General features: G+C 62.0%; 30 protein-coding genes. 17 read left to right on the top strand and 13 right to left on the bottom strand.

Translation table 11 applies throughout. The features are described from left to right. Positions 1-18: 18 nt before the first annotated feature. The 4 genes from nthA to NKJ40_RS16460 all read left to right on the top strand — a co-directional run bounded on the left by nthA (position 19) and on the right by NKJ40_RS16460 (position 2,907). The gene (gene nthA, locus NKJ40_RS16475) at positions 19-624 is read left to right on the top strand and encodes a nitrile hydratase subunit alpha (protein ID WP_352466913.1); all 606 of its coding nucleotides are present in this window, start codon (positions 19-21) and stop codon (positions 622-624) included. Next, complete coding sequence (gene nthB, locus NKJ40_RS16470) at positions 621-1,280, top strand: nitrile hydratase subunit beta (protein WP_352466912.1); 660 nt, start codon at positions 621-623, stop codon at positions 1,278-1,280. Before nthA ends, nthB begins: the two co-directional genes overlap by 4 nt. 19 nt (positions 1,281-1,299) lie before the next feature. Next, entirely contained in the window at positions 1,300-1,632 is a 333-nt protein-coding gene (locus NKJ40_RS16465; RefSeq protein WP_352466951.1) for a nitrile hydratase accessory protein, read from the top strand. Positions 1,633-1,779: 147 nt separating this feature from the next. Next, entirely contained in the window at positions 1,780-2,907 is a 1,128-nt protein-coding gene (locus tag NKJ40_RS16460; RefSeq protein ID WP_023720791.1) for an ATP-dependent DNA helicase, read from the top strand. Between the two features lie 10 nt (positions 2,908-2,917). Here the strand turns inward: NKJ40_RS16460 and NKJ40_RS16455 are convergent, their stop codons facing one another. Next, positions 2,918-3,322 carry a SpoIIAA family protein gene (locus tag NKJ40_RS16455; RefSeq protein ID WP_352466911.1) on the bottom strand — a complete coding sequence of 135 codons (405 nt, stop codon included), beginning with the start codon at positions 3,320-3,322 and terminating at the stop codon, positions 2,918-2,920. Between the two features lie 114 nt (positions 3,323-3,436). Between NKJ40_RS16455 and NKJ40_RS16450 the strand changes: the two genes are divergently transcribed. The 3 genes from NKJ40_RS16450 to NKJ40_RS16440 all read left to right on the top strand — a co-directional run bounded on the left by NKJ40_RS16450 (position 3,437) and on the right by NKJ40_RS16440 (position 8,264). Continuing rightward, positions 3,437-4,177 carry a pyridoxine 5'-phosphate synthase gene (locus NKJ40_RS16450; RefSeq protein ID WP_352466910.1) on the top strand — a complete coding sequence of 247 codons (741 nt, stop codon included), beginning with the start codon at positions 3,437-3,439 and terminating at the stop codon, positions 4,175-4,177. 96 nt (positions 4,178-4,273) lie between these two features. After that, entirely contained in the window at positions 4,274-6,187 is a 1,914-nt protein-coding gene (locus tag NKJ40_RS16445) for a potassium transporter Kup (protein ID WP_352466909.1), read from the top strand. Between the two features lie 157 nt (positions 6,188-6,344). After that, positions 6,345-8,264 (top strand): potassium transporter Kup, encoded by a 1,920-nt coding sequence (locus NKJ40_RS16440; RefSeq protein ID WP_352466908.1) that lies wholly within the window; start codon positions 6,345-6,347, stop codon positions 8,262-8,264. A 42-nt stretch (positions 8,265-8,306) separates the two neighbouring features. Here NKJ40_RS16440 and NKJ40_RS16435 read toward each other — a convergent pair whose 3' ends face one another. Continuing rightward, positions 8,307-9,197: an SDR family oxidoreductase gene (locus tag NKJ40_RS16435; protein ID WP_352466907.1), complete on the bottom strand. Its 891-nt coding sequence runs from the start codon at positions 9,195-9,197 to the stop codon at positions 8,307-8,309. Positions 9,198-9,333: 136 nt separating this feature from the next. Between NKJ40_RS16435 and NKJ40_RS16430 the strand changes: the two genes are divergently transcribed. Then, the gene (locus NKJ40_RS16430; protein WP_352466906.1) at positions 9,334-9,744 is read left to right on the top strand and encodes a winged helix-turn-helix transcriptional regulator; all 411 of its coding nucleotides are present in this window, start codon (positions 9,334-9,336) and stop codon (positions 9,742-9,744) included. A 258-nt stretch (positions 9,745-10,002) separates the two neighbouring features. Here NKJ40_RS16430 and NKJ40_RS16425 read toward each other — a convergent pair whose 3' ends face one another. Together NKJ40_RS16425 and NKJ40_RS16420 are read right to left on the bottom strand one after the other, a co-directional pair. Continuing rightward, a complete protein-coding gene (locus tag NKJ40_RS16425) occupies positions 10,003-10,728 on the bottom strand; it encodes a glutathione S-transferase family protein (protein WP_352466905.1) in 726 nt (241 codons plus the stop codon). Position 10,729: 1 nt separating this feature from the next. Beyond that, complete coding sequence (locus tag NKJ40_RS16420; RefSeq protein ID WP_352466904.1) at positions 10,730-11,035, bottom strand: Rieske (2Fe-2S) protein; 306 nt, start codon at positions 11,033-11,035, stop codon at positions 10,730-10,732. Between the two features lie 100 nt (positions 11,036-11,135). Here NKJ40_RS16420 and NKJ40_RS16415 point away from each other — a divergent pair, with 100 nt between their 5' ends. After that, the gene (locus NKJ40_RS16415; protein WP_023676665.1) at positions 11,136-11,588 is read left to right on the top strand and encodes a MarR family winged helix-turn-helix transcriptional regulator; all 453 of its coding nucleotides are present in this window, start codon (positions 11,136-11,138) and stop codon (positions 11,586-11,588) included. Positions 11,589-11,625: 37 nt separating this feature from the next. On the opposite strand, the gene NKJ40_RS16410 is transcribed toward NKJ40_RS16415, so the two are convergent. Continuing rightward, positions 11,626-12,054, bottom strand: coding sequence for an anthrone oxygenase family protein (locus NKJ40_RS16410; protein WP_352466902.1), 429 nt, complete (start codon positions 12,052-12,054; stop codon positions 11,626-11,628). A gap of 157 nt (positions 12,055-12,211) precedes the next feature. Here NKJ40_RS16410 and NKJ40_RS16405 point away from each other — a divergent pair, with 157 nt between their 5' ends. From NKJ40_RS16405 to NKJ40_RS31935, 4 genes are all read left to right on the top strand, one after another. Further along, the gene (locus NKJ40_RS16405) at positions 12,212-12,865 is read left to right on the top strand and encodes a TetR/AcrR family transcriptional regulator (protein ID WP_352466901.1); all 654 of its coding nucleotides are present in this window, start codon (positions 12,212-12,214) and stop codon (positions 12,863-12,865) included. 135 nt (positions 12,866-13,000) lie between these two features. Further along, on the top strand, positions 13,001-14,020 hold the full coding sequence (gene ilvC, locus NKJ40_RS16400) for a ketol-acid reductoisomerase (protein WP_352466900.1): 1,020 nt from the start codon (positions 13,001-13,003) through the stop codon (positions 14,018-14,020). A gap of 257 nt (positions 14,021-14,277) precedes the next feature. After that, entirely contained in the window at positions 14,278-15,063 is a 786-nt protein-coding gene (locus NKJ40_RS31940; protein ID WP_502903721.1) for a DUF3592 domain-containing protein, read from the top strand. Further along, on the top strand, positions 14,994-15,254 hold the full coding sequence (locus NKJ40_RS31935) for a DUF3592 domain-containing protein (protein ID WP_502903723.1): 261 nt from the start codon (positions 14,994-14,996) through the stop codon (positions 15,252-15,254). Before NKJ40_RS31940 ends, NKJ40_RS31935 begins: the two co-directional genes overlap by 70 nt. A 52-nt stretch (positions 15,255-15,306) precedes the next feature. Here the strand turns inward: NKJ40_RS31935 and NKJ40_RS16385 are convergent, their stop codons facing one another. Beyond that, positions 15,307-15,702 carry a hypothetical protein gene (locus tag NKJ40_RS16385; RefSeq protein ID WP_352466899.1) on the bottom strand — a complete coding sequence of 132 codons (396 nt, stop codon included), beginning with the start codon at positions 15,700-15,702 and terminating at the stop codon, positions 15,307-15,309. A gap of 52 nt (positions 15,703-15,754) precedes the next feature. Here NKJ40_RS16385 and NKJ40_RS16380 point away from each other — a divergent pair, with 52 nt between their 5' ends. Together NKJ40_RS16380 and NKJ40_RS16375 are read left to right on the top strand one after the other, a co-directional pair. Then, on the top strand, positions 15,755-16,276 hold the full coding sequence (locus tag NKJ40_RS16380; protein WP_352466898.1) for a hypothetical protein: 522 nt from the start codon (positions 15,755-15,757) through the stop codon (positions 16,274-16,276). Further along, complete coding sequence (locus tag NKJ40_RS16375; protein ID WP_352466897.1) at positions 16,269-16,892, top strand: hypothetical protein; 624 nt, start codon at positions 16,269-16,271, stop codon at positions 16,890-16,892. The genes NKJ40_RS16380 and NKJ40_RS16375 overlap by 8 nt, the downstream gene beginning before the upstream one ends. A gap of 12 nt (positions 16,893-16,904) precedes the next feature. On the opposite strand, the gene NKJ40_RS16370 is transcribed toward NKJ40_RS16375, so the two are convergent. The 3 genes from NKJ40_RS16370 to NKJ40_RS16360 form a co-directional block, all read right to left on the bottom strand. Then, positions 16,905-17,189, bottom strand: a complete 285-nt coding sequence (locus NKJ40_RS16370) for a PilZ domain-containing protein (protein WP_292659122.1) — start codon at positions 17,187-17,189, stop codon at positions 16,905-16,907. 173 nt (positions 17,190-17,362) lie between these two features. Next, positions 17,363-17,947 carry a BA14K family protein gene (locus tag NKJ40_RS16365; protein WP_352466896.1) on the bottom strand — a complete coding sequence of 195 codons (585 nt, stop codon included), beginning with the start codon at positions 17,945-17,947 and terminating at the stop codon, positions 17,363-17,365. Positions 17,948-17,998: 51 nt separating this feature from the next. Next, a complete protein-coding gene (locus tag NKJ40_RS16360; protein ID WP_156937338.1) occupies positions 17,999-18,136 on the bottom strand; it encodes a hypothetical protein in 138 nt (45 codons plus the stop codon). Here NKJ40_RS16360 and NKJ40_RS16355 point away from each other — a divergent pair. Next, the gene (locus NKJ40_RS16355; protein WP_352466895.1) at positions 18,135-19,247 is read left to right on the top strand and encodes an endonuclease/exonuclease/phosphatase family protein; all 1,113 of its coding nucleotides are present in this window, start codon (positions 18,135-18,137) and stop codon (positions 19,245-19,247) included. The genes NKJ40_RS16360 and NKJ40_RS16355 overlap by 2 nt on opposite strands. Before the next feature lie 7 nt (positions 19,248-19,254). Next, positions 19,255-20,001: a hypothetical protein gene (locus NKJ40_RS16350; RefSeq protein ID WP_352466894.1), complete on the top strand. Its 747-nt coding sequence runs from the start codon at positions 19,255-19,257 to the stop codon at positions 19,999-20,001. Here NKJ40_RS16350 and NKJ40_RS16345 read toward each other — a convergent pair. The 4 genes from NKJ40_RS16345 to NKJ40_RS16330 all read right to left on the bottom strand — a co-directional run bounded on the left by NKJ40_RS16345 (position 19,976) and on the right by NKJ40_RS16330 (position 23,554). Continuing rightward, positions 19,976-20,218 carry a hypothetical protein gene (locus NKJ40_RS16345; protein WP_352466893.1) on the bottom strand — a complete coding sequence of 81 codons (243 nt, stop codon included), beginning with the start codon at positions 20,216-20,218 and terminating at the stop codon, positions 19,976-19,978. The two genes, NKJ40_RS16350 and NKJ40_RS16345, sit on opposite strands and share 26 nt — an antisense overlap. A 113-nt stretch (positions 20,219-20,331) precedes the next feature. Further along, positions 20,332-21,549: an ABC transporter permease gene (locus NKJ40_RS16340; protein WP_352466892.1), complete on the bottom strand. Its 1,218-nt coding sequence runs from the start codon at positions 21,547-21,549 to the stop codon at positions 20,332-20,334. Positions 21,550-21,551: 2 nt separating this feature from the next. After that, entirely contained in the window at positions 21,552-22,259 is a 708-nt protein-coding gene (locus NKJ40_RS16335) for an ABC transporter ATP-binding protein (protein ID WP_352466891.1), read from the bottom strand. 2 nt (positions 22,260-22,261) lie between these two features. Then, positions 22,262-23,554: an efflux RND transporter periplasmic adaptor subunit gene (locus NKJ40_RS16330; RefSeq protein ID WP_352466890.1), complete on the bottom strand. Its 1,293-nt coding sequence runs from the start codon at positions 23,552-23,554 to the stop codon at positions 22,262-22,264. Between the last annotated feature and the right edge of the window lie 54 nt (positions 23,555-23,608).

Raw genomic sequence — 23,608 nt, 5'->3', positions numbered from 1 at the left:
CGATCGTAATTTGACGCCATGCCGCACAATCACGACCACGATAACGAGCTTGATCCTTTTGCGGCGCGCGTGCGCGCACTGGAGACGATTCTCACCCGCAAAGGTCTGATCGATCCGGCGGCGATCGACGTCATCGTCGACACCTACGAGACCAAGATCGGGCCGCGCAACGGCGCAAAGGTGGTGGCGAAAGCCTGGGTTGATCCCGGGTTTGCCGCATGGCTGAAGCGTGATGCGACGGCGGCCATCGAATCGCTCGGATATACCGGCCGGCAAGGCGAGCACATGCAGGCGGTGTTCAATACGGCCGACACGCACAACCTCGTCGTCTGCACGCTATGCTCCTGCTATCCGTGGTCTGTTCTCGGCCTGCCGCCGGTCTGGTACAAGGCGCCGCCTTACCGTTCGCGCGCAGTGATCGATCCGCGTGGCGTGCTTGAGGAATTCGACCTGACCTTGCCGGCGACGACGACAATCCGGGTGTGGGATTCGACCGCCGAGCTGCGCTATCTCGTGGTGCCGATGCGTCCCAGGGGTACGGAGGGCTGGGATGAGGCACGGCTCGCCGATCTGGTGAAGCGCGATGCCATGATCGGCACGGCGTTGGCGCGGGAGCCGGCATGAACGGGCCGCAGGATCTCGGCGGCCAGATGGGTTTCGGGCCAGTGGCGCCCGAACTGGACGAACCCTATTTCCATGCCGATTGGGAAAGGCGGGCGCTGGGCGTAACGTTGTGCGCCGGCGCCATGGGCGCCTGGACCATCGACGAGAGTCGGCACGCGCGGGAATCGCTGCATCCAGCGGATTATTATGCCTCCAGCTACTACCAGATATGGATCATGGCTCTGGAGGTGCTGCTCAAACGCCATGGTTTCGTCAGCGACCGCGATCTGGCTACGAGCGACGCAGTCGACCCGGCAGTGACACCCAAACGGGTGCTGAAGGCTAAAGATGTTCCGGCGGTGCTGGCAAAGGGCGGGCGCTGCGACCGGCCTGTCGCCGCGCCGCCGCGGTTCAAGGCAGGCGACCTGGTGCGAACCAAGAACTTTCATCCGACCGGCCACACCAGGCTGCCACGCTATGCTCGCGGCAAACAAGGCGTCGTCGAGGCTGTGCGCGACGGCTTTGTCTTTCCCGACACCAATGCGCACGGCCAGGGCGAAAACCCGCAATGGGTCTATACGGTGGCCTTCAGCGGCGGCGAAATCTGGGGCGAGGGCGCCGACCCGACACTTGTCGTGTCGATCGATGCCTGGGAGAGCTATCTTGAGCCGGCGTGAAACGGGCTCAGTCGCCGCCATGTTGCCCGCCGGTGTCGAGGCGCCGGTCTTCGCCGAGCCGTGGCAAGCAGAGGCCTTCGCCATGACGGTGGCGCTACACGACGGCGGGCTGTTTTCGTGGAGCGAATGGGCGGACGCCCTGTCGGCCGAGGTGAGGCGGCCAGGCGCCGCTCGCGACGGCCACGATTACTACGAGCACTGGCTGGCGGCACTGGAAAAGCTGCTTGCTTCGAAGGGTCTTGCCGCGAAGACCGATATCGATGCGCTCGCCGCTGCCTGGGAACGCGCCGCGCATGCTACGCCGCATGGCAAGCCGATCCTGCTGGAGAACGATCCACAGCGGGCTGGGTGAGCTGTCGTCGCCCGGCGTTGTTCTCTTTACGTTCCTGTTCGTCACTGATAGCCTGACCCTGTTGCAGCGGCGTAATTGCCAGCGATGAAAATTGATGGTGACGGCAGTCACCTTGTCTTTCCCTCGCGAATCCGGTCTGTCGCGCTGATGGAATTCTCTCCTCAACAGGACGAGGCGCTGAAGGCGGTGGCCGGCTGGCTGAAAGCCGGCAAGCCGCAGCTGTTCAGGCTGTTCGGCTATGCCGGCACCGGCAAGACGACGCTGGCGCGCTATTTCGCCGAGCACGTCGACGGCCAGGTGCAGTTCGCCGCCTTTACGGGCAAGGCGGCGCAGGTGCTGCGTTCCAAGGGCGCGGTCAATGCCCGCACCATCCATTCGCTGATCTACCGGCCGAAAGGCGAGGAATCGGTAGCGGACGAGGTGACCGGCAAGACATCGATGTCGCCGACATTTTCGCTCAATCGGCAGAGCCCGATCTCGCGGGCCAAGCTCGTCGTCATCGACGAATGCTCGATGGTCGACGAGCAACTTGGCCGTGACCTGATGAGCTTCGGCACGCCGATCCTGGTGCTCGGCGATCCCGGCCAGTTGCCGCCAATCTCCGGCGGCGGCTTCTTCACCGACCATGAGCCGGACATTCTGCTCACCGAAATCCATCGCCAGGCACGTGACAACCCGATCATCCGGCTGGCGCTTGACGTGCGCGAGGGCCGCGAGTTCATGCGCGGCGACTATGGCGCGGCGCAAGTGATCGGCAAGGAAGACGTCACCCAGGAACTGGTGCTGAAGGCGGACCAGGTGCTGGTCGGTACCAACCGTACGCGCCGCCGTTATAACCAGCGGCTGCGCGAGCTGAAGGGGTTCAACGCCGATTATCCGCAAGCCGGCGACAAGCTGGTCTGCCTGCGCAACGATCCGGCCAAGGGACTGCTCAACGGCTCGCTGTGGAAGGTGATGACCTCGTCGCGCGAGACGGTCAAGCCCGGCATCAATCTGCTGGTTTCGCCGGAGGAAGACGACCCGGATCGCGGCGTCGCCAAGATCAAGCTGCTCAAGGCGGCGTTCGAAGACCCGGACGCCGACATTCCCTGGCAGCAGAAGAAGCGCTTCGATGATTTCGACTATGGCTATGCGCTGACCGTGCACAAGGCGCAGGGATCGCAGTGGAACGAGATCGTGCTTTTCGACGAAAGCTGGGCGTTCAAGGAAACCCGGCAGCGTTGGCTCTACACCGCCATCACGCGCGCGGCCGAACGGCTGACGATCGTCCGATAGGGCGGTCGTATCAGCGCTGGGCGATCGGGTTGGCGCCAAGCCATTCCCAGGCAGCGGCTTCGTCCTTGGCCCCGAAATGCCGGAGTTCGATAGGCAAAGAGGCGGGCAAAAAGGCTCTTGCCTCCGCTATCCAGTTCGGCTCACCGACCGCCGCGCAGCGGCCGATATGCTCCACCGCATGAGCAATACCCTGTTCGATCGTCTCGTCCGATACATCGGTCCAGTCGACACCCTCATGATCGATCAGGCGCACCAGCACGTCGATTTTCGGGTGCAGCGCGTAGGCTGCCTCCAGCAATCCGAACAGGTTTTCGGCGTCGGCCGCTGCGACATGGCCGACGACATCGATGGCGAAGAGGTCTTCGCGATCGGTATCGATGCGGCGGATCGCCGGGACGGCATCGAGAAAATTCAACAGGGAACTCCTTGCGCTCGATTTTCTTCGTTCCCTTGGAACACCTGAAACCCTCTGTCTGTTCCCCTTAAAGACGGTATAGATGCGCGCCGAGATCAGCCTGGAACCGTGCAAATGCCTGCAAAGCTTTCCGTCAACCTCAACGCCATCGCCATGCTGCGCAACCGGCGGGACCTGCCGTGGCCAAGCGTGACAGGCCTCGGGCGCATCGCCCTTGCCGCCGGCGCGCATGGGCTGACGGTGCACCCGCGACCCGACGAGCGGCACACCAGGCATTCCGATCTGCCTGAGATCAGAGCGCTGATCGACGACGAGTTCCCGAATGCGGAATTCAACATCGAGGGCTATCCGACCGAGGATTTCCTGGCGCTTGTGGAAAAGCATCAGCCCGAGCAGGTGACGCTGGTGCCCGACGACCCGGCGCAGGCGACCTCCGACCATGGCTGGAACTTCGCCGCCGAGGCTGCGTTCCTGACACCGGTCGTCAAGCGCCTGAAGAAGGGAGGCTTTCGCGTATCGCTGTTTTCCGATCCGGATCCCGCTGGCGTGAAAGCCGCTCGCGACACCGGCGCCGACCGGATCGAACTCTATACAGGTCCATATGGCAGCTATCATTCCGATTCGGCAAAAGCGGCGAGGGAATTGGAGAAATTGGGAAAGACTGCGGATGCCGCACTTGCTGCAGGGCTCCAGGTCAATGCCGGGCACGATCTTGTGGTGAGCAATTTGCCGGCACTGGCCAGGCGCATCCCGGCATTGGCCGAAGTGTCGATCGGACATGGGTTGACAGCCGATGCGTTGGAGTATGGCATGGCCGCAACGGTCAGGCGGTTTCTGAAGGCTTGTGGCTGGTAGAGAGAGGCGAGCCGATAAGCCATGCGTTCCCGGCATGGCAGCGCATCCTTTCCATCCCGCAGTATAGAGCACCGCACGTCTATGGGAGTGTCGTCCATGGCCCTTGCCCACGCTGGTAGCGAGGCAGAACCCATCGAACAATCCAGCCACTCCAAGGCCGAGCAGCACAGCACCAGAGTTTTGATGCTGGGCGCGTTGGGCGTGGTTTACGGCGATATCGGCACGAGCCCAATCTACGCGTTTCGGGAAGCGCTGCACGCATCGTCGGGACCGGTAGCGCGCAATGACGTCCTTGGCGTGCTGTCGCTTATCGTCTGGGCGCTGACGATCATCGTCACGATAAAGTACGTCGCTTTCGTGCTCAGAGCCGACAACAAGGGTGAGGGCGGCACGCTGTCGCTGATGGCGCTTGCGCGCAACGCTTATCCAAAGGGAGCCCGGTTCATTCTGGGGATCGGACTTTGCGGCGCGGCGCTTTTTTTCGGCGACGCCATCATAACGCCGGCCATCTCCGTGCTTTCGGCGGTTGAAGGGCTGGAAGTGGTGACCCCGACGCTGGAGACCTTTGTGGTTCCGATCACGCTGATCATCCTTGCAATGCTTTTTGCCGTGCAACGCTTTGGCACCAGCAGGGTGGCGGCCGTGTTCGGGCCGGTGACGGCAACGTGGTTCCTGGCCATCGGCGCCGCCGGGGTCTATCATCTGCTGGACGACCCGTCGGTCCTGCTGGCGATCAATCCCTATTACGCCGTCGCTTATCTGGCCAATACGCCCACCGGCGCCTTCGTCACGGTCGGGGCGGTGTTCCTGGCGGTCACCGGGGCCGAGGCCCTCTATGTCGATCTCGGTCATTTCGGGCGCAGGCCGATCGTGCTGGCATGGTTCTCCGTCGTGTTCCCTTGTTTGCTCCTCAACTATTTCGGACAAGGCGCGTTCGTTCTGGCCAACGGCGGCAAACCCACCAATCCATTCTTTCAGATGCTGCCCGATTGGGCCCTGATGCCCATGGTTGGCCTTGCGACGGCAGCGACGGTGATCGCCAGCCAGGCGGTGATCTCCGGAGCTTTCTCGCTGACCCGTCAGGCGGTGCAGCTCAATCTGCTGCCGCGCATCGAGGTGCAGCATACTTCCGAGATGCAATCCGGCCAGATCTACATGCCGCGGGTCAATCTGGTGGTCGCGCTGGGCGTGATGTTGCTGGTGGTCGGCTTTGGCAGTTCGAGTTCGCTGGCTTCCGCCTATGGCATTTCGGTGACTGGCGAAATGCTTATGACAACCATCCTGCTGTTTGTGGTGATGCGGTTCCGGTGGAAATGGCAGCTTGCACTGGCAGCCGCGCTCACACTGCTGTTTGGCACGATCGATACCGGATTTTTCCTCGCAAACGTCGTCAAGATCCTCGAAGGCGGGTGGGTGTCGATCACGGTCGCTTGCGGCATGGGGTTGATCATGTCCACATGGATCCGCGGCACCCGCTATTTGTTCGACAAGACGCGCCGGAACGAGATCCCGCTGGATTTCCTTGCCGGCAATCTGCTGAAGAAGAAGCCGTATCTGGTGTCGGGCACCGCGGTGTTCCTGACCAGCGATCCGCTGAGCGCGCCGACCGCGCTGATGCACAGCCTGAAGCACTACAAGGTGCTGCACGAGCAGAACGTCATCCTTTCGGTGGTGACGGCACCGCAGCCGGTTGTGCCCGACAGCGAGCGCGTCAAGATGGAGACGGTCAACGAGCTGTTCATGCGGGTGACGCTGACCTTCGGCTACATGGAACAGCCCAATATCCCGCGTGCGCTGGCGATCTGCCGCAAGCAGGGTTGGAAGTTCGACATCATGACGACATCCTTCTTCCTGTCGCGCCGTTCGCTCAAGGCCTCGCCCAATTCCGGCATGCCGGTCTGGCAGGACAAGCTGTTCATCGGGTTGGCGCGCACGGCGGCCGACGCAACGGAGTATTTTCAGATCCCGACCGGACGTGTGGTTGAGATCGGGACGCAGGTGGCTATTTAAAAACGTGTCCGTTGCGACATTCCAGGTAGTCTGCCGATGGGACTGAGTCTGCCAAGTCTGGAGGACTCGCAATATCGGGACGGAGCCATTACGTGACGGCACTTGATATTGCAGTGCAGCAAGCGTAGAGCACCGCCCGCTTACCGGAGTGTCGTCCATGGCCCTTACCAATGCTGGTAACGAGGCAGAACCTCTCGAACAATCGAGCCATTCTGAGGTCGAGCAGCACAGCACCAAGGTGCTGATGCTGGGCGCGCTCGGCGTGGTTTACGGCGATATCGGGACCAGCCCGATCTATGCATTTCGCGAGGCGTTGCATGCATCGGCCGGTGGCAACGTCGCCAACCGTGGCGACATCCTCGGCGTACTCTCGCTGATCATCTGGTCGCTGACGATCACCGTCACCATCAAATACATCATGTTCGTGCTTCGTGCCGACAATCGAGGCGAGGGCGGGGTGCTGTCGCTGATGGCGCTGGCGCGCAACAGTTTCCCCACGCGCTCGGCGGTGATCCTCGGCATCGGCATCGTCGGCGCGGCGCTTTTTTTCGGCGACGCAGTCATTACGCCGGCGATCTCGGTGCTATCCGCGGTCGAAGGTATGAATGTCGTCACGCCGACCTTCCAGCCCTATGTGGTGCCGCTGACACTAGCCATCCTGGCGATCCTGTTTGCGGTACAGCGATTCGGCACCGGCGGCGTAGGTTTGGTGTTCGGGCCAGTCACGGCGCTGTGGTTCCTGGCCATCGGCCTTTCCGGCATTAACCACATCATCGCCGATCCGGAAATCCTGCTGGCGATCAGCCCGCATTACATCGTGTCGTTCCTGGTCAACTCGCCCGATGTCGCCTTCGTCACAGTTGGTGCGGTCTTCCTCGCCGTCACCGGCGCCGAGGCGCTCTATGCCGATCTCGGCCATTTCGGCCGCAAGCCGATCGTGCTCGCCTGGCTGGCAATCGTGTTCCCTTGTCTGTTGCTCAATTATGTCGGGCAAGGCGCCTTCGTGCTGGCAAATGGCGGCGTTGTCGGTCATCCCTTCTTCGAGATGAACCAGGGCTGGACGCTTATTCCGATGGTCGTGCTGGCGACGGCGGCGACCGTCATCGCCAGTCAGGCGGTGATCTCCGGCGCTTTCTCGCTGACCAGGCAGGCGGTGCAGCTCAATATGCTGCCGCGTTTCGTCATCCAGCACACGTCGGAAAAACAGTCGGGCCAGATCTATCTGCCGCGCATCAACCTGATGCTGGCGCTGGTGGTGATGCTGCTGGTGGTCGGCTTCGGCGAATCCAGCCGCCTGGCCTCGGCCTACGGTATTTCGGTGACCGGCAACATGCTGGTGACGAACATACTGCTTTTTGTTGTGATGACGCGCATCTGGAAATGGCCGCTCGGCGTCGCGGTCGCCTTGATGGCGGTGTTCGCCTTCGTCGATACCGGCTTCTTTGCAGCCAATATAGTCAAGGTGTTTGAAGGGGGCTGGTCCTCGCTTGCCATTGCCGCAGTTATTGTGCTGACCATGTGGACCTGGATCCGCGGCACCCGCTATTTGTTCGAAAAGACCCGGCGGAACGAGATCCCGCTCGATTTCCTTGCCGGCAATCTGCTGAAGAAGAAGCCGCATCTGGTGTCAGGCACCGCAGTGTTCCTGACCAGCGATCCGCTGAGCGCGCCGACCGCGCTGATGCACAGCCTGAAGCACTACAAGGTGCTGCACGAGCAAAACGTCATCCTGTCGGTGGTGACGGCACCGCAGCCGGTCGTGCCCGACAGCGAACGCGTCAAGATGGAAACGGTCAACGAGCTGTTCATGCGGGTGACGCTGACCTTCGGCTACATGGAGCAGCCCAACATCCCGCGCGCGCTGGCGATCTGCCGCAAGCAGGGCTGGAAGTTCGACATCATGACGACCTCCTTCTTCCTGTCGCGGCGCTCACTCAAGGCCTCGCCCAATTCCGGCATGCCGGTCTGGCAGGACAAGCTGTTCATCGGGTTGGCGCGCACGGCGGCCGATGCGACGGAATATTTCCAGATCCCGACCGGACGCGTGGTCGAGATCGGGACGCAGGTGGCTATCTAGACAAATGGCCGCGCCCTTCGAAGGGCACGGCCATTGTGAGGCTCAGCTCACCAGAGCCGCCTTGTTTGCTTCAAGAAATTGCTTCAGCGGCTGCGGCTTCCTGCCGGACAGCGTCTCGACCGCGTCGGTCACCATGCTGATGCGGCCGGAGCGGGTGTTGGTGTCGAAGGAAACGATGACGGGAGCGAAAGCCTCGGGAACGCCGGCTGCCTTCAATCCCTCGGTCAGCGCTTCATCCGAAAGCTGGACAACTTCGATCGGCTTACCGGTGACCTCGGTCACGAGGGCTGCAATCTCGGCCATCGTGTGGGCCTTGGGGCCGGTCAGCGTGTATGTCGTGCTTTCGGTTGCGCTCGAAGCGAGGCCGGCGGCGATCGCGGCAGCCATATCGTCGCGCGCGCCATGGGCAATGCGGCCGTCTCCAGCGGACGTGTACCACTGCCCCGAGGCGATGGCGTGCGGCAGCGCCATAAACAGGTTCTCCTGATACCAGCCGTTGCGGAAGATGGTGTAGGGGATACCGCTCGCTTTGATCGCCTGCTCGGTGCCGTGGTGATCGGGCGCAAACAGCACCGGCGATCCTGGCTCCGGATTGGGCATCGACGTGTAGAGCAGATGCGAAACGCCGGCGCTTTTTGCGGCGGCGACCGCGGTCTCATGTTGCTTCAGGCGCTTGCCCGGAAGGGCGAGCTCGTTTGTCGAAATGATCAGAACCCTGTCGGCGCCGGTAAATGCACTGGCCAACGATGCGGTGTCGTCGAAGTCGGCCGCCCTGATGGTGACGCCTCGGGCTGCCAGATCGGCCAGATTTTCCGGATTGCGGGTAGCGGCGATGATGCGCTGAGGGGAGACCTTGAGCGTTTCAAGCAGATGATTGATGACGCCGCGGCCAAGCTGGCCGGAGGCGCCGGTGACAAGAAGGGTGTCGGTCATGAAAGGTCCTGACGTTGCGCCGGAGCGGCGGGTTCATATGTTAGTCTCAAAAAGAGACCAGCACTAAAATAGGAATTGACCCATCCTCGTAAAGAAGGCAGTTTTGCGGGAGGTAGGCACACCCAGGGAACCAGCCATGGACGGCAAGATCGTCAATCTGAGATCGAAGCTCGAGATCTATAAAGCAGGCAGCGGTGGCGGAAACCTTGCGGATTGCCCGGTTCGCGACGTGATCCAGGGCATAAGCAATAAATGGAGTTCGCTGCTGATGGAGGCCTTGGCCGAGAAGCCGTACCGCTTTGGCGAGTTGCGGCGCCTCGTGCCCGATATTTCACAGCGCATGCTCACCCAGACGCTGCACGATCTGCAGCGCGACGGCTATGTGCATCGCCAGGTGTTTCCGACCAAACCGCCGAGCGTCGAATACAGCCTCACCGATCTCGGGCGCTCGATGTTTGGACCATTGCATCAGCTGATCCAATGGGCCGAGCTCAATCACGGCGCTGTACGCGAGGCGCGGAAGGTTTTCGATGCTGCCGAAGGCTGAGCCTCCAGGCCGAGACGGCGGCTTGATTTAGCGACAGCGCTGAAGGATTGTCTGGCCTGGGTTTGGTCGGGCAAATGGGCAATTCTCTGGATATCGCAATTGCCGGCGCGGCGATCAGTTACGCGCTCATAGGAACGGACCGTATCGATACTGCGCTGGAGACCTGCGTTCGCGACAGGCTGGTGGCGACAGTGGCAAGAATTCCGCCGGAAACGAATATCCTTGCCTCGATGATGGCTGGAAGGGTGGTCGATCTGTTCAGGCGGATCGGGCTTGCGGAAGCGCTGTGGTTGAATCGTTTTGGCGGATGATTTCCGAAAGGTGCGAACCCTTGGCCTGCAAGAATGCATGGAGGCGTTGCGCATAATCGGGAGCGACCGCGTCCTTTACGGATGAGCGTTCGCGCAGTGCCTTGCGCCAGGCCTGGATATGCGGCTTTCCGTCCAGGATGTCGAAATCGCCGATCCGGTCGAAGACGTCGAAATAGCGGAAAATCGGCCCGTAGACCGCGTCGACCAGTGAAAAGCGCTCGCCGGCGAACCATAGCCCAGCCGCGCCGTTCGCCAGTTCCACTTCCAGGCGATCGAACATTGCCGATAGCGCCTCGCTTTCAGCGAACATCGCGGCTTCCGTAGGCGCTGAATAGAAGCGGCCGATGGCATTGAGGATTGCCGAGCCGAATTCGATCCAGGCGCGATGCCGGGCACGGGCATAGGGATCGGTGGGATGCAGCGGATTGGGTTGGGTTTCCTCGAGGAATTCGAGGATGACGAGCGATTCGAAGATCACTGTTTCCTGGCCGTCATGCTCAACGCGGAGCAGCGGCACCTTGCCGAGCGGCGATATCGCCTTGAACCAGGCAGGCTTGTTGGCGAGATCGACGGCGATGCGCTCGAACGGCACGTCCTTTTCGCGAAGTGAAATCGCCGCGCGCTGCACATAGGGACAAAGATGGTGGCTGACGAGGATGAGCTTGTCGGTCATCTCACTCTCCCCAGATATAGTTCAATGCGCCGTCCTCGACGCGGGTGGAGAGGAACATCAGGCGGGAGCCCTTCGGCGCCGGGCCTTCGAGGCGATCACCGTTCGCCATGTCGAACGAGGCGCCGTGCCACTGGCAGACGAGCTTGCCGTCCTTGCAGTCGAGCGGGCCACCGAAATGCAGGCAGACGTTGGCGGCGGCGCGGATACGCTCGCCGCTGCGGTAGACATGGACCTCGCGGCCGAAGAACGGAGCGATCAGGCTACCTGTTTCCGGAATGTCGGCGATCCTGCAGATTTCATGCTTCATTGGAATTGCCTCTGATGATTGATGCGATTGCATCTATATAGATGCATTTGCATCGATCGTCAAGCTTGATGCAATTGCATCTATCGCCTAAGATGCAATCATGACCGGGATTCCTTCACCTCCAGCCATCAAGGCCTGGGCCCGCCTGATGCGGGTTTCGCGCCAGTTGTTGGAACGAGCCGAGGACGCGCTGAAGGACAGTGGCCTGCCGCCGCTTGCCTGGTACGATGTCCTGCATGAGCTTGCCGAGGCGGGCGAGGGCGGATTGCGGCCGTTCCAGCTCACCGAGCGCACCCTGTTTGCGCAGTACAACATCTCCCGGCTGCTGGCGCGGCTCGAAGCTGACGGGCAGGTCGAGAAGCTTCCAGTTGCCGATGACGGCCGCGGGCAAACAGTCCGCGTCACAGACAAGGGACGCGAGACGCGCCGCCGCATGTGGGCTGTCTACGGGCGGTCGATCGCGGAGTTGGTCGGCTCCCGGCTTTCCAATGATGAGCTCGACGCGCTGTCAGCTCTGCTTGGGCGCCTGCGAGATCCGCCCGCCCTGGAGTGACACGCCTTCATGACGAAGATGGCGCCGGTTGGCGAGGTCAGGCACTGCCCAAGAGGAATGCCAATGTCGCCAGAACGCCAAGCCCGATGCGGACCATATGCAGATTGCCCCATTTGACGATCAATCTCCGAGCTTCAGGATTGATGGTGTTAGCGTCCATCGCCTCCAGCAACCTATTTGCCGGCATCATCACCAGCAGCGTCCATGGCCAAGGCAGGATGATCAGCAAGGCGCCGACCAGATAAGCGAGATTGCCGGTCAGCCACCACGCGACGAGGCCCAGAATACAGGCGATGAGGGCGATCGAGGCCTGCATGGCGGCGCCGCGTTTGTAGGAAGGCTGCCATTCCTGCAGCAATGCCTTGTCATCGAGGCGAAGCCGCGCCGGCTGCTCGGCGACGCTGACGTAGATAGCCGCACCCGCGAACACTGCGGCAACGGTCAAGGCAAGCAATCCGGCGAGCATGGTCCGTGTCTCCCGTGATGCCCCCGCATGGAGCACGCTACAGAAATAAGGGCTTGCGCCGGGTCGGGCAATACGCCATAAAGCCGAACCGTAACGTACGGTACGCCATCGCGTTCGTGTCTGAACTGCGGGTGAGTTTGCCTCCTGAGGAAAGACTGTGTTGCACGCTGTGACCGACATCGACACCAGCGAGGCGCTGACGGAGCGACAGAAGGCCGTCCTCGACGCCGCCCTTCGCCTGCTGGTCGAAGAGGGCGATCAGTTGACCATGACCGCCGTGGCGCGGCGGGCGAGCTGCTCTAAGGAGACGCTCTACAAATGGTTCGGCGATCGCGACGGGCTGTTGACGGCAACGGTACAATGGCAGGCGTCCAAGGTGCGGGTAGTGCCGGTCGACCGCAAGGGGCTCGACCTTGCTTCGCTGACGGCGAGCCTCGAACGCTTCGCTTCGGACTGGCTCACGGTAATTTCGAGCGACACCTCGATCGCGCTGAACCGGGTGGCGGTCGGCCATGCTAGTTCGGGGAAGGACGATCTCGGCGCCATCGTGCTGGAAAATGGCCGCTTCGCGCTGGCCAGGCGCCTGACGCCAGTGCTGGCGGCAGGCAAGGAAGCTGGTTTCCTCGAGTTTTCCGACGCTGAGACGGCGTTCCGCACCTTTTTCGGGCTGGTCGCCCGTGACGTGCAGATCCGCTTGCTGCTTGGCGACCGGCTGGAATTGACTGATGCAGCGATCGGCGGCGATGCTGTCCGGGCGACGCAGCAGTTTCTCGCTCTTTACGGGGCAAAAACCGGGCCGCAGGGCCCATAGAGCCGGATGATTTCAGGTCGAATCGACCTGAAATCTGAATCCGGCTCTACACCTAGAGATGGAGCATGATGTCGTCCGAAAACCGCTTCACACTTTTCGGCATCATGCTCTGGTTCAAAACGGGAAGGAAGAAAAATGCGTGTCTATTACGATCGCGATGCCGATCTCAACCTGATCAAGGGCAAGAAGGTCGCCATCATCGGCTATGGCAGCCAGGGCAGGGCGCATGCGCTCAACCTCAAGGATTCCGGCGTCAAGGACATCGCCATCGGCCTCAAGGCCGGCTCGGCGACGGCCAAGAAGGTCGAGGCCGACGGGCTCAAGGTGATGAGCGTAGCCGATGCCGCCAAGTGGGCCGACCTGATGATGATGGCCACGCCCGATGAGCTGCAGGCCGACATCTACAAATCCGAGATCGCGCCGAACATCCGCGATGGCGCGGCGATCGCCTTCGCCCACGGCCTCAACGTGCATTTTGGCCTGATCGAGCCTAAAGCTTCGGTCGACGTCGTGATGATCGCGCCGAAGGGGCCCGGCCATACGGTGCGCGGCGAATACCAGAAGGGCGGCGGCGTGCCGTGCCTGGTCGCGGTCAACCAGGACGCTTCGGGCAATGCGCTCGATTTGGCGCTCTCCTATGCCTGCGGTGTCGGCGGCGGCCGTTCCGGCATTATCGAGACCAATTTCCGCGAGGAATGCGAGACCGACCTGTTCGGCGAGCAGGTGGTGCTGTGCGGCGGTCTGGTCGAGTTGATCCGCGCCGGCTTCGAGACGCTGGTGGAAGCCGGCTACGCGCCGGAAATGGCCTATTTCGAGTGCCTGCACGAGGTCAAATTGATCGTCGACCTGATCTACGAAGGCGGCATCGCCAACATGAACTATTCGATCTCGAACACCGCCGAATGGGGCGAATACGTCTCGGGCCCGCGCATCATCACCGCCGACACCAAGGCCGAGATGAAGCGCGTGCTGAAGGATATCCAGACCGGCAAGTTCACCTCGGAATGGATGCAGGAATATCGCGCCGGCATGTCGCGCTTCAAGGGCATCCGCCGCAACAACGACAGTCACCAGATCGAGGAAGTCGGCGCCAAGCTGCGTGCGATGATGCCGTGGATCTCCAAGAACAAGCTGGTCGACAAGGCCAAGAACTGAAGGAAATCCACGTTCGTTTCGTTACGCGTCCTCGGGCTTCGCCCTCCGGGCGCGTGGGAATTTCCAAGAACAAGGCTGGTCGACAAGGCCAAGAACTGATCGCAATTTCATTGCCGATCAAGAAAGGCCGGTGGAGCGATCCGCCGGCCTTTGCATCAAGATTGTGTGGTTTCCAGGCTTCTGGACAGGCGCACTCTCCGCATCACCGTGATATGCCTGTGCGGGGCATGGCACCAAAGTGACAAGGGGGGTGAGCGTTGGAACTCAAATTTCTGTTGATCGGGTTTGCCTGCGCGGTTGCCGGCATGCTCTCCCTCGTCACCTTGCTGAAGTGGTGGGAGGTGAGGGCGGTCAGCCGCTGGTCTCCGACGCCGGGAAAGATCATCTCGTCGCGGGTCGAGGCTCGCGAGGTGACCAGTTCGGGGTCCGGTTCGGACAGCAGAGGGTCGACCGAAATCCGCAACTTCCCGGCAATCACCTTCGAATATAAGGTGAACGGCAAGACATTTCGCAGTTCGCACTACAGCGTGCAGGAGAACCTTGGAAACTTTGCGGTGGCGGAAACCCTTGCGAAATTTCCAAACGGGGCCGGCATAACCGTCTTCTACAATCCGGCCGATCCAGCCAAGGCCGTGATCGAACGCACCATGCCCGACGGCTCCTTCAAGTTCATGGTCCAGCTTTCGGCCGGGCTGGTGGTCGGCGCGCTTGTATTGGTCTTCTCCGTCGGCGGCCTCCTCGAAGCGATCCGGCCGTTTTTGCCCAAGCCGCAGAACCTCGGCGCCGCTGCCCTGCTGCTTTTCATGGGATTGTTTGTCCTGCGCATGGGCTTGCCCAGAAGTCACTTGCGGAACAGGCGGCCAAATGGCCCATCACGGCAGGACGCATCGACGCCTCGGGCCTGCAGAAATTCGAGACCCGCGACAGGTCCGGAGGCGGCTATCGGCCCTGGCGCGCAGTCTTTAAATCCCGCATCGTCTACAGCTATAGCGTCGCCGGCCAGCGCTACGCCGCCGATCGCATCGCTTTCGGCGCAAACGTGACGGCTTCGCTGCCGAGCCTCGTCAGCGGTCAATCACAACGCTATCTCCAGGGAGATAAGGTCGAGGTCCACTACGATCCCGACAACCCGGTTGCAGCGGTTCTCGAATGCAGGGTGAGCGGGCTTTGGCTCCTGTGGGTCTGCGCCGTTGGCTTCCTTGGTGGAGCCGCGCTGCTTGTCGGGGTGATCTAGTGCTGAAGCTGCCGTCCGAGACGCTGTAGATCCAGAGGAAGGGCACCTGTCTTCAGCATCTGACAAGAACTCCGCTGTCGAAGCCAGGCCAAGTCAATCTCACCGTCGCACCGTCGACAACAATATGGATGACACGGGAGAACGGCTCTTCGGCCGACGGGTTGGATCCGTAGCATTGGCTGGCCCGCGCCACCCAGCCCGTTGGCGTCTTGAGGAACGTTGCGTGTTCGCAGCCGAGAGCAGGGACCGACAGCGCGTCGCGGTACAATGTGTAGACAGTCTGGCGTTGAACATCCGCAACGGCGGTACAGTTCGATCTGTTCCCGGACCACGTGCCCACATACTGTTCCGCGGCGAAGGCGTGGCCGCACGAAAATGCTAGGATCGAAATGAGCATCAGGGGATTTCGCATCATCGATTCTTTCTTTTCGGCGTGGCCCTGGGCCATGCTAAAGCATCGATGCTCAAACTTCACAATGATGCTGCTCCAAGGGACTTAAATGATCATCCGCAAAGCAGCAGCTATTTTTCTGAGCATGCTGAGCCTGTTGCATGCAGCGAACGCAACAGAATGTTCGCTCAGCCATGCGACCTATCGCGAGCCGCGTTCGGGAGCGACGATACAGTTCCGGCCAACCAACAACGAGCCGGCTGCGCTGACGACAGAGGTCTTTTCGCTGATCGTGCCCAACACCGACATTCATCTGCCGTCGGACATCACCTGGACCAATGGCAAGTACTCGTTTCCTGTGGGCACGATCCGGCACACCTGCACCGACGACGATCGCGAGGCGGGTCTCGAGGACGGCACCGGGCTGTGCAGAGTGTGGGATGGGCAGGTCTATGCGTTCAACGCAGGCGGTGCCGAGCAGTTGAGCTCCCGCGAAGCCTCGCCGGCACCGGCAGGGTTGCTGTTGCCTGACTTCGGCGCGATTTTTACCGAATGGCCCGATTTCGCCAAAGCCAATCCCGATGGTTCAGCCTGGGACGCCTTTAGCTTGACGGGTTGTAGCGATGAATAGCAAGAGACTGCCGGCCTGCATCTTCGCCCTGCCGGTCCTTATGGCCATGGCCACCGGCGCTCGTGCCGACCAAAGCAAGCCGTCGCGTCCGCCTGTCGACAAGTGCGCTTGGGAACGGCTGGCGGACAAGGATGTCGGGCTGGCTGCCTGGGTGCAGCGCTGCGATTTCGGTTTTCGCCGGATTCATTTCGAGCTTGGCGGCAATGCGCTTGCCATCAAATACAGCGACGGCGGGCCGGCCGATCCCGTCGTCGAAGTCTTCGATATGCTGCCGGGCGAAGCGGCCGTCGCTGCGTTGCAGCGCATTTTTACCCAGAAGACCGAGAAAGCCATCAGCACACGTTGCGTGCTCATGCCTTTCACCGAAGGGGTCACGCCCGCGGGCACCCTGCGGTATGTCTTCAGTCCCGATGCCGTTTATCTCAGCGAATTGAAGGCCGCCGCCAACCCTGACGAGGTCGGCGAACCGCCTTGCGGCGAATGGGGCGAAGCCCCGGACGGCATTCAGTATTTCGAGGTGCAATCACCCGAACTGCGAAAGCTTCTATTCGTTCGCGTTGGCCAGGATGAGCCTTTGTTTGACGAGCAGACACTCCAAGTCCTGCCGCCCGGATAGCGCCGGGAGATATCAGCCGTAATGCCAACTTGGCTTTGGCTGAGTGCCGGTGAACATCACGCCGATGCGATCCTCGCGGCGCCAGCGGACCACGGCCTCGTAGGCAATGCCGTCGGTCGGAACATAGAGCAGGAACTCATCGGGCACGCGCGCGTCGATCGAGACCTTCAATTCGGCGCCGCCGGCATGCATGTTGCGCAGCGTGCATGTGACCTCGGAATTGGTCATGCCGGTCAGGATCGTCGCGCCCTTCAAGACGCGCTGCCGGCGTTTGTCCCTCTGTTCGTCCTCGGCCATTGCACGCAATCCAGCCATCTTCGCGTCTCGGGCGTTCTGATCGGGAGGATTATTAGACCTGCCTGATAAAAATAGCGTTATCACCAGTGAGACTGGGCGATTTTCGCGATTCCTGGCTGGAAGAAAAAGGCGCCGCGAAGCACGGCGCCGAATGATGCTTGTTGTCGGCCTGCTTACCTATAGGGCGAGTAGCATTGCTGGCGCGGCCCGTAATAGGGCTGGAAGGTGTTGTCCCAGGCGCGGTACGACCGGTAGCGATTGTAACACCATTGGACATGTGCACTGGAAAGCCGCCCTGCGCGATAATAGCGGCGCGGTGGCGGCGCGTCGTAGTAGTTATAGCTGTTGTACAGGCTGCCAAGGCCGAACCCCAGGCCCAAGCCAAGAATCGCGGCGCCCGCACTATCATCATAGTAGCCGCCGCGGTAATGGCGGCGATGGTGGCGCCAGCGCCAGCTGTCGTCCCAGCCGCCATTGTCCCAGTGTCTCGAAAAATGATGGCCGCGGAAATTGTGGGACCGCCATCTCCAATCATTGTCGCCGTGCCATTGCCGAAAGCCACGATTGCGCCAACGCCAGATCTGCCTGTCGTTGCCGCCTGCCCAATCTTCACGAATTTGCACGATGTCGGCGGCATTGCCCGCCACCGGCAGCAGGGGTTTGGGCATCGGCCCGGCAAGCGAGGGGGCCGAGAGGCCGGCTATCAGACCGAGGGACATCAGCCCGGATCTGACGGAAGATAAAAAGAGCGGTTTCATCGCACTCTCCGAAGGTTCAGGCCCCACGCCCAGAATACCCCGGGGAAGGGCCTATTGATGGAACTTTCCATCTGAACGGAAGATGAACAAAAAGGTTCCGTCAACCATGGCGAGCGCGCGATCAATCAGAGCCGCTTGGTTTCTGCGCCCTTGTTTTCGGGCGCGCTTGCGGGCAAAGGTCAAAGCCATGTCGCTGCGCCTTGCCACCTTCAACGTCGAAAACCTGATGAACAGGTTTGATTATTCCGGATACCGCAATCAGCTCAACGAAGATCGCACGCTGGCGCTTTTCGACATCCAGAGCGAGGCCGAATACAAGATGCTCGAGCAGGCGCGGGCCATCGCGCAGTCTGACGACACGCGCCAGTTGACGGCGCTGGCGATCGCGGCCACCCGCGCCGACATTATCTGCATGCAGGAGGTCGACAACATCGAGGCGCTGAGGGCCTTCGAATATGGCTATCTATTCAAGATGGTGGGGCAAGGCTACCGGCAGAAATACACCACCGCCGGCAATGATTCGCGCGGTATCGACGTCGCCCTGATGATGCGCAACGAGACCGCGCAGGGCCAGCCGATCGAATTCGTGCGTATGACCAGCTACGCCTATGTCACGTTCGAGCAATTCGGGCTGCACACGGCGGAATTGGCAGCGCTTGGTCACCAGGCCAATGAACGCATCTTCCGGCGCGACTGCCTGGAAGTCGATCTGACCGTCGCAGGCGCGCCGTTGACGCTCTATCTCGTGCATTTCAAGTCGATGGGCTCGCCCCGTAACGGCCTCGACGGCCGCGAGGCGACAATGCCGCTGCGCATCGCCGAGGCGCAAGCGGTGCGCCGGATCATCGAGGAGCGTTTCGGCAAGGACCATGCCGCCGACAAGCGCTGGGCAATCTGCGGCGACATGAACGACTACCGGCAGCGCGTGAAGATTACCGGCGATGTCGTCGACGGCTATCGCTTCGAGGTCATCGACGAAACCCGGTCCTGCATCGACGTGCTCACTGCCGGCGGCTTTTGCGAAAACGCGGTCGAGCGGCGGCCGGAAATGGATCGCTGGACTTTCTATCACACGCGCGGACCGGAAGAGCGGCATCTCTGCCAGCTCGACTACATCCTTCTGTCGAGGGCGCTAGCCAGGCAGAACGCCACCGCCGTTCCCGATATAATCCGCAACGGCCAGCCCTGGCGGACTATTTTTCCGGCAGGTCAGGAGGTCGAGCGCTTTCCACGCGCCGGATGGGACCGGCCCAAGGCATCCGACCATTGCCCCGTAGCAATTGCCCTCGACATGGCGTGAGACAGGCGTGAGTTTCGACCTGCCGCGCAACGTCATCCTGCCGGTCGATGCCATCGACGTCAGGCTTGATCCCGGCCCGCATCCGTTCGAGCGCGATAATGCCGAGGCGATCGCCGCAAACTGGCGGCGTGAGACCGCAGCCAAGCCGGCGCTTTTCGACGGCACCGTGGTGCTGCTTTCCGCTCTCAGCTATCGCGACAATCGCCTCGTCGGCCGCTGCCATGCGGTGCGTTATTCGACCTTCATGCTTTGGCGCGGCAATCGACAGGTGGCCGGGGCCGAGCACGCCTATGCCCATGCCATGCTGGTCGCCGACGACAATGCGCTGGTGGCGATCCGCATGGCGCCGCATACGGTCAATGCCGGGCGCATCTACTTCGCCGCCGGTTCCTTCGAGCCAACCGATTTCCGCGACGGCCTTGTCGACGTCGACTTCAACATGATCCGCGAGGTGCGGGAGGAGACCGGCCTCGACCTATCAGGCGCGACACGCGGCAAGCGCCATTACGCCCTGTCGACGGCAAGCGGCACGGTGATCTTTCGCCGCTACCGCGAGACGGCCTCCGCCGACGACCTGGCACAGCGGATCAGCTCTTTCGTCGCGGCCGAGTCAGAGCCTGAAATCGAAGGCCCCGTCATCATCCGCAATGCAGCCGACCTGCCGGACGGGATGATGCCGCATATGAGACCGCTGATCGAATGGCACTTTGCGGGCAAGGATTCCGACTCTAACGTCGCAACCTGCCTTCAATAGCCTTGCGGTCGCTACGGGCAGCGACGAAATACAACAGCACGCCGAGACCCAGGAGCGCCCCCATCGCCGTTCCCATCATCTGCCCAATTACCTGCTGGAAGTCAGCGGTGACGCGATCGGGATTATCCATTCCATAACGGATCAAATTCCACCAAAGCCCTGCCAAGGTGGATTCGACGATCACCATCGCCAGAGCCAGTCGCCCTTTCTTGCTCATCCATTGTTCCCCCCTTAGTCCCCAACAGCATTGTTATCATTGCAGATTGTGCTGCGACAAGGGCAGATTGCATAAAAAATTGGCAGCGTCTGGAGCGATACTTGCTGCAACACCTACTCATGTCTCAGCGCGTCGATGGGGTTGAGCCGCGCGCCGCGCAGCGCCGGGAAGAAGCCGAATACCATGCCGATCAGCGCAGAAAAGCCGACCGCAAGCAGGATGACCGCCGGGCTTGGCGCAAACGGGATCGTCAGCGTTAGCGAGGCGAGGCCGGCCAGTGCAAGGCCGATCAGGATGCCGATGATGCCGCCAAGCAGCGACAGCACTGTCGCCTCGACCAGGAACTGGATGAGGATGTGCTTTTCGTGGGCGCCGATGGCGAGCCTGATGCCGATCTCGCGCGTGCGCTCGGTTACCGACACCAGCATGATGTTCATGATGCCGATGCCGCCGACGAGCAGGCTGACTCCGGCGACGGCGCCGAGCATGCCGGTCATGGTCGTGGTCGCGCTGGCCATGGCATCGGCGATCTGGGTCATGTCGCGGATCGAGAAATCATCGTCACGGTCGGGCGTGATGCGGCGTGTGTCGCGCAAAATGTCCTCAACGCGCTGCTGCAGCACCGTGGTTGGCGTACGGTCGTCGGCGGCGACATAGATCGACTCGATGTCGCGGTTGCCGGCAATGCGACGCTGATAGGCTGCGAGCGGCATCAGCACGACATTGTCCTGGTCCTGGCCAAAGCCGGTGTAGCCCTTCGGTTCGAGCAAGCCGATGACGTTGCAGGAGGTGCGGTTGACGCGGATGATCTCGCCTTCGGGGTCGCCGGCGCCGAAGAACTGCTGGCGCACCGTCTCGCCGATGAGGCAGACGCCAGTGCCCGAGCGGGTTTCCGAATCGCTGAACGGGCGGCCCGAAACCAGCTTCCAGTCGCGGGCATCGAGATAGGCGCTGTCGGTGCCGGTCACGCCCGAGGTCAGGCTTTCGGTGCCGAAAATGACGCGTACCTGCTTTTGCGAGGCCGGCGAGATGGCGCGCGCGCCATCCAGATGCGCGACAAGCGCTGCGAGGTCCTTGTCGCCCAGCGGTCGGATGACCTGATCGAGCCCTCCAGGTCCGCCAGGCCCGGCAGGGCGGCCGGAACGGATGACAAGCAGGTTGCTGCCGAGCTTGGAAATATCGGACTTGACCTTCTCGGTGGTGCCCGAGCCGATGGTCAGCATGGCGATGACGGCGGCGACGCCGATGACGATGCCGAGCAGCGTCAGGAACGAGCGCAGCACGTTGCGGCGGATGGAGCGGAGCGAGAGGCGAACGGTTTCCCAGATCATGGCTAGGCCATCTCGAGACTGGCTGTGTCCGAGGCGACATGGCCATCGAGGAAACGGATCGTGCGCTGCGCATAGCCGGCGACATCGGCTTCGTGCGTGACCATGGCGATGGTCAGGCCGAGCTCGCCGTTCAGCTGCGTCAGGAGCTCCATGATCTCGTGCGTGCGGGCGGTGTCGAGATTGCCGGTCGGCTCGTCGGCAACGAGCAGCGTCGGCCTGGTGACGATGGCGCGGGCGATCGCCACGCGCTGCTGCTGGCCGCCGGACAGCTCGGCCGGCGTATGATGCTCGCGGCCGACAAGGCCGACCTCGGCAAGTGCCTGCATGGCAAGGCCGCGGCGCTCGCGGGCACCAACGCCGCGATAGATCAGCGGCAGTTCGACATTCTCGGCCGCCGTGGTGCGCGGCAAGAGATTATAGCCCTGGAACACGAAGCCGACATAGAGGTTGCGCAGCTGAGCGCGGCGGTTGCGGTCGAGACGGCCGGCGTCGATGCCTTCGAAGCTGTAGGTCCCGGCCGTCGGCGTGTCGAGGCAGCCAATGATGTTCATGGCCGTCGATTTGCCCGAACCGGACGGGCCCATGATGGCGACGAATTCGCCGCGTCTGATGGCAAGGTCGACGCCGGCCAGCGCATGCACCCGGGCTTCGCCCTGGCCATAGCTTTTCCAGACCTTGTCGAAGCCGATGAGGGTCGCGCCCGATGCCACGATCAGCTCCGCTGCTGCGAGGCGGCAATGACTTGCGCACCTTCCTCCAGGCCGGAGACGATCTCGGTCAGTTCGCCATCTGTCGAGCCGACCCTGACGTTGACCGGATGCGGCCGCCCATTCTCCAGCACGTAGAGCGTGCGCGAGCCGTCGGTGGGCTTCGCCGCCGCCTGGCGCTGGCGGTTGCCACCGGGGCGTCCCATGCGGCCGGTGAACAGGTCGGTGAGGCTCCAGCCGCGCTCCGCCGTCTGCGCCGGCCGGTAGCGGAAGGCGATGGACGGCACGGTGAGCACGTTTTTGGCCTGCTTGGTGACGACCGAGACGGTGGCGGTCATACCGGGCCGCAACAGAAGCTCGCTGTTGTCGACATCCAGCCTTGCATCGTAAGTGACGACGCCGTCGGTGGTGACCGAAGCGTAGGAAATATCGCGGATTTCGGCGTCGAACGGCCGTTCCGGGAAGGCATCGACGGTGAAGCGCGCATGCTGGCCGGGCCTGACGGCGCCGATGTCGGCCTCGTCGACCGCAGCTTTCAGCTCCATGTTCTTCAGATCGGCGGCGATGACGAACAGCACCGGCGCCTGCAGCGAGGAGGCGACCGTCTGGCCGGGATCGACCGAGCGCGTCAATATGATGCCGTCGATCGGAGCGTAGATGGTGCTCTTGGCAAGATCCGTCTGCTGCGCCTTGAGATCGGCATTGGCCATAGCGAGGTTGGCTTTCGCGATATCGAGCGCTGCCTTCGAGCGGTCGCGCGTGGCGGTTGTCGCTTCAAGCGACTGGTCCGTCGCCATGCCGCGCTTGGTCAGTTGTGCCGCGCGCACCAGCACCTTTTCGTTTTCGGCCAGGGTCACGGTGGCGTCCTCGACACTCGCCGCCGCTGCCTTGGCGGAGGCCTGGGCACGCTCGATCTGCACCTCCAGCTTGGCGGTGTCGAGCGCGGCCAGCACATCGCCCTTCTTCACCAGCTGGTTCTCGTTGACCGCGACCGAGCGGACGACGCCGGAGAGTTCGCTGGAAATATCGACCTGGGTGAGGGGTTGCAGCGTGCCGGTGGCCGACACCGCGACGGTAAGATCGGCCATGGCGGCCAGTGTCGTGGTATACTCGATCTTGGCGGGCGAGCCCGCATACCACTGGTAGCCGACGACACTCGCGGCGACGGCAAGCAGTGCGAACACTGCGTAAAGCCAACCGCGACGGCGTTTTGTCTTCAGGCCCTGGTGGTCAAGCCCGAGCGCCGTCTCGATGGCGGAAGCGGATTCCGTCTTTGGCAGATTGACAATCTGGTCCACGCCGGACCCCTATGTTCAGTGATATCCCATCAGTGCACAAATCAGGCCTAATGG

The organism is Mesorhizobium sp. M0119, assembly GCF_040322615.1.
Classification (GTDB): domain Bacteria; phylum Pseudomonadota; class Alphaproteobacteria; order Rhizobiales; family Rhizobiaceae; genus Mesorhizobium.
The sequence above is the reverse complement of the archived record's forward strand: the minus strand, read 5'-3'. Positions and strand labels throughout refer to the sequence as shown.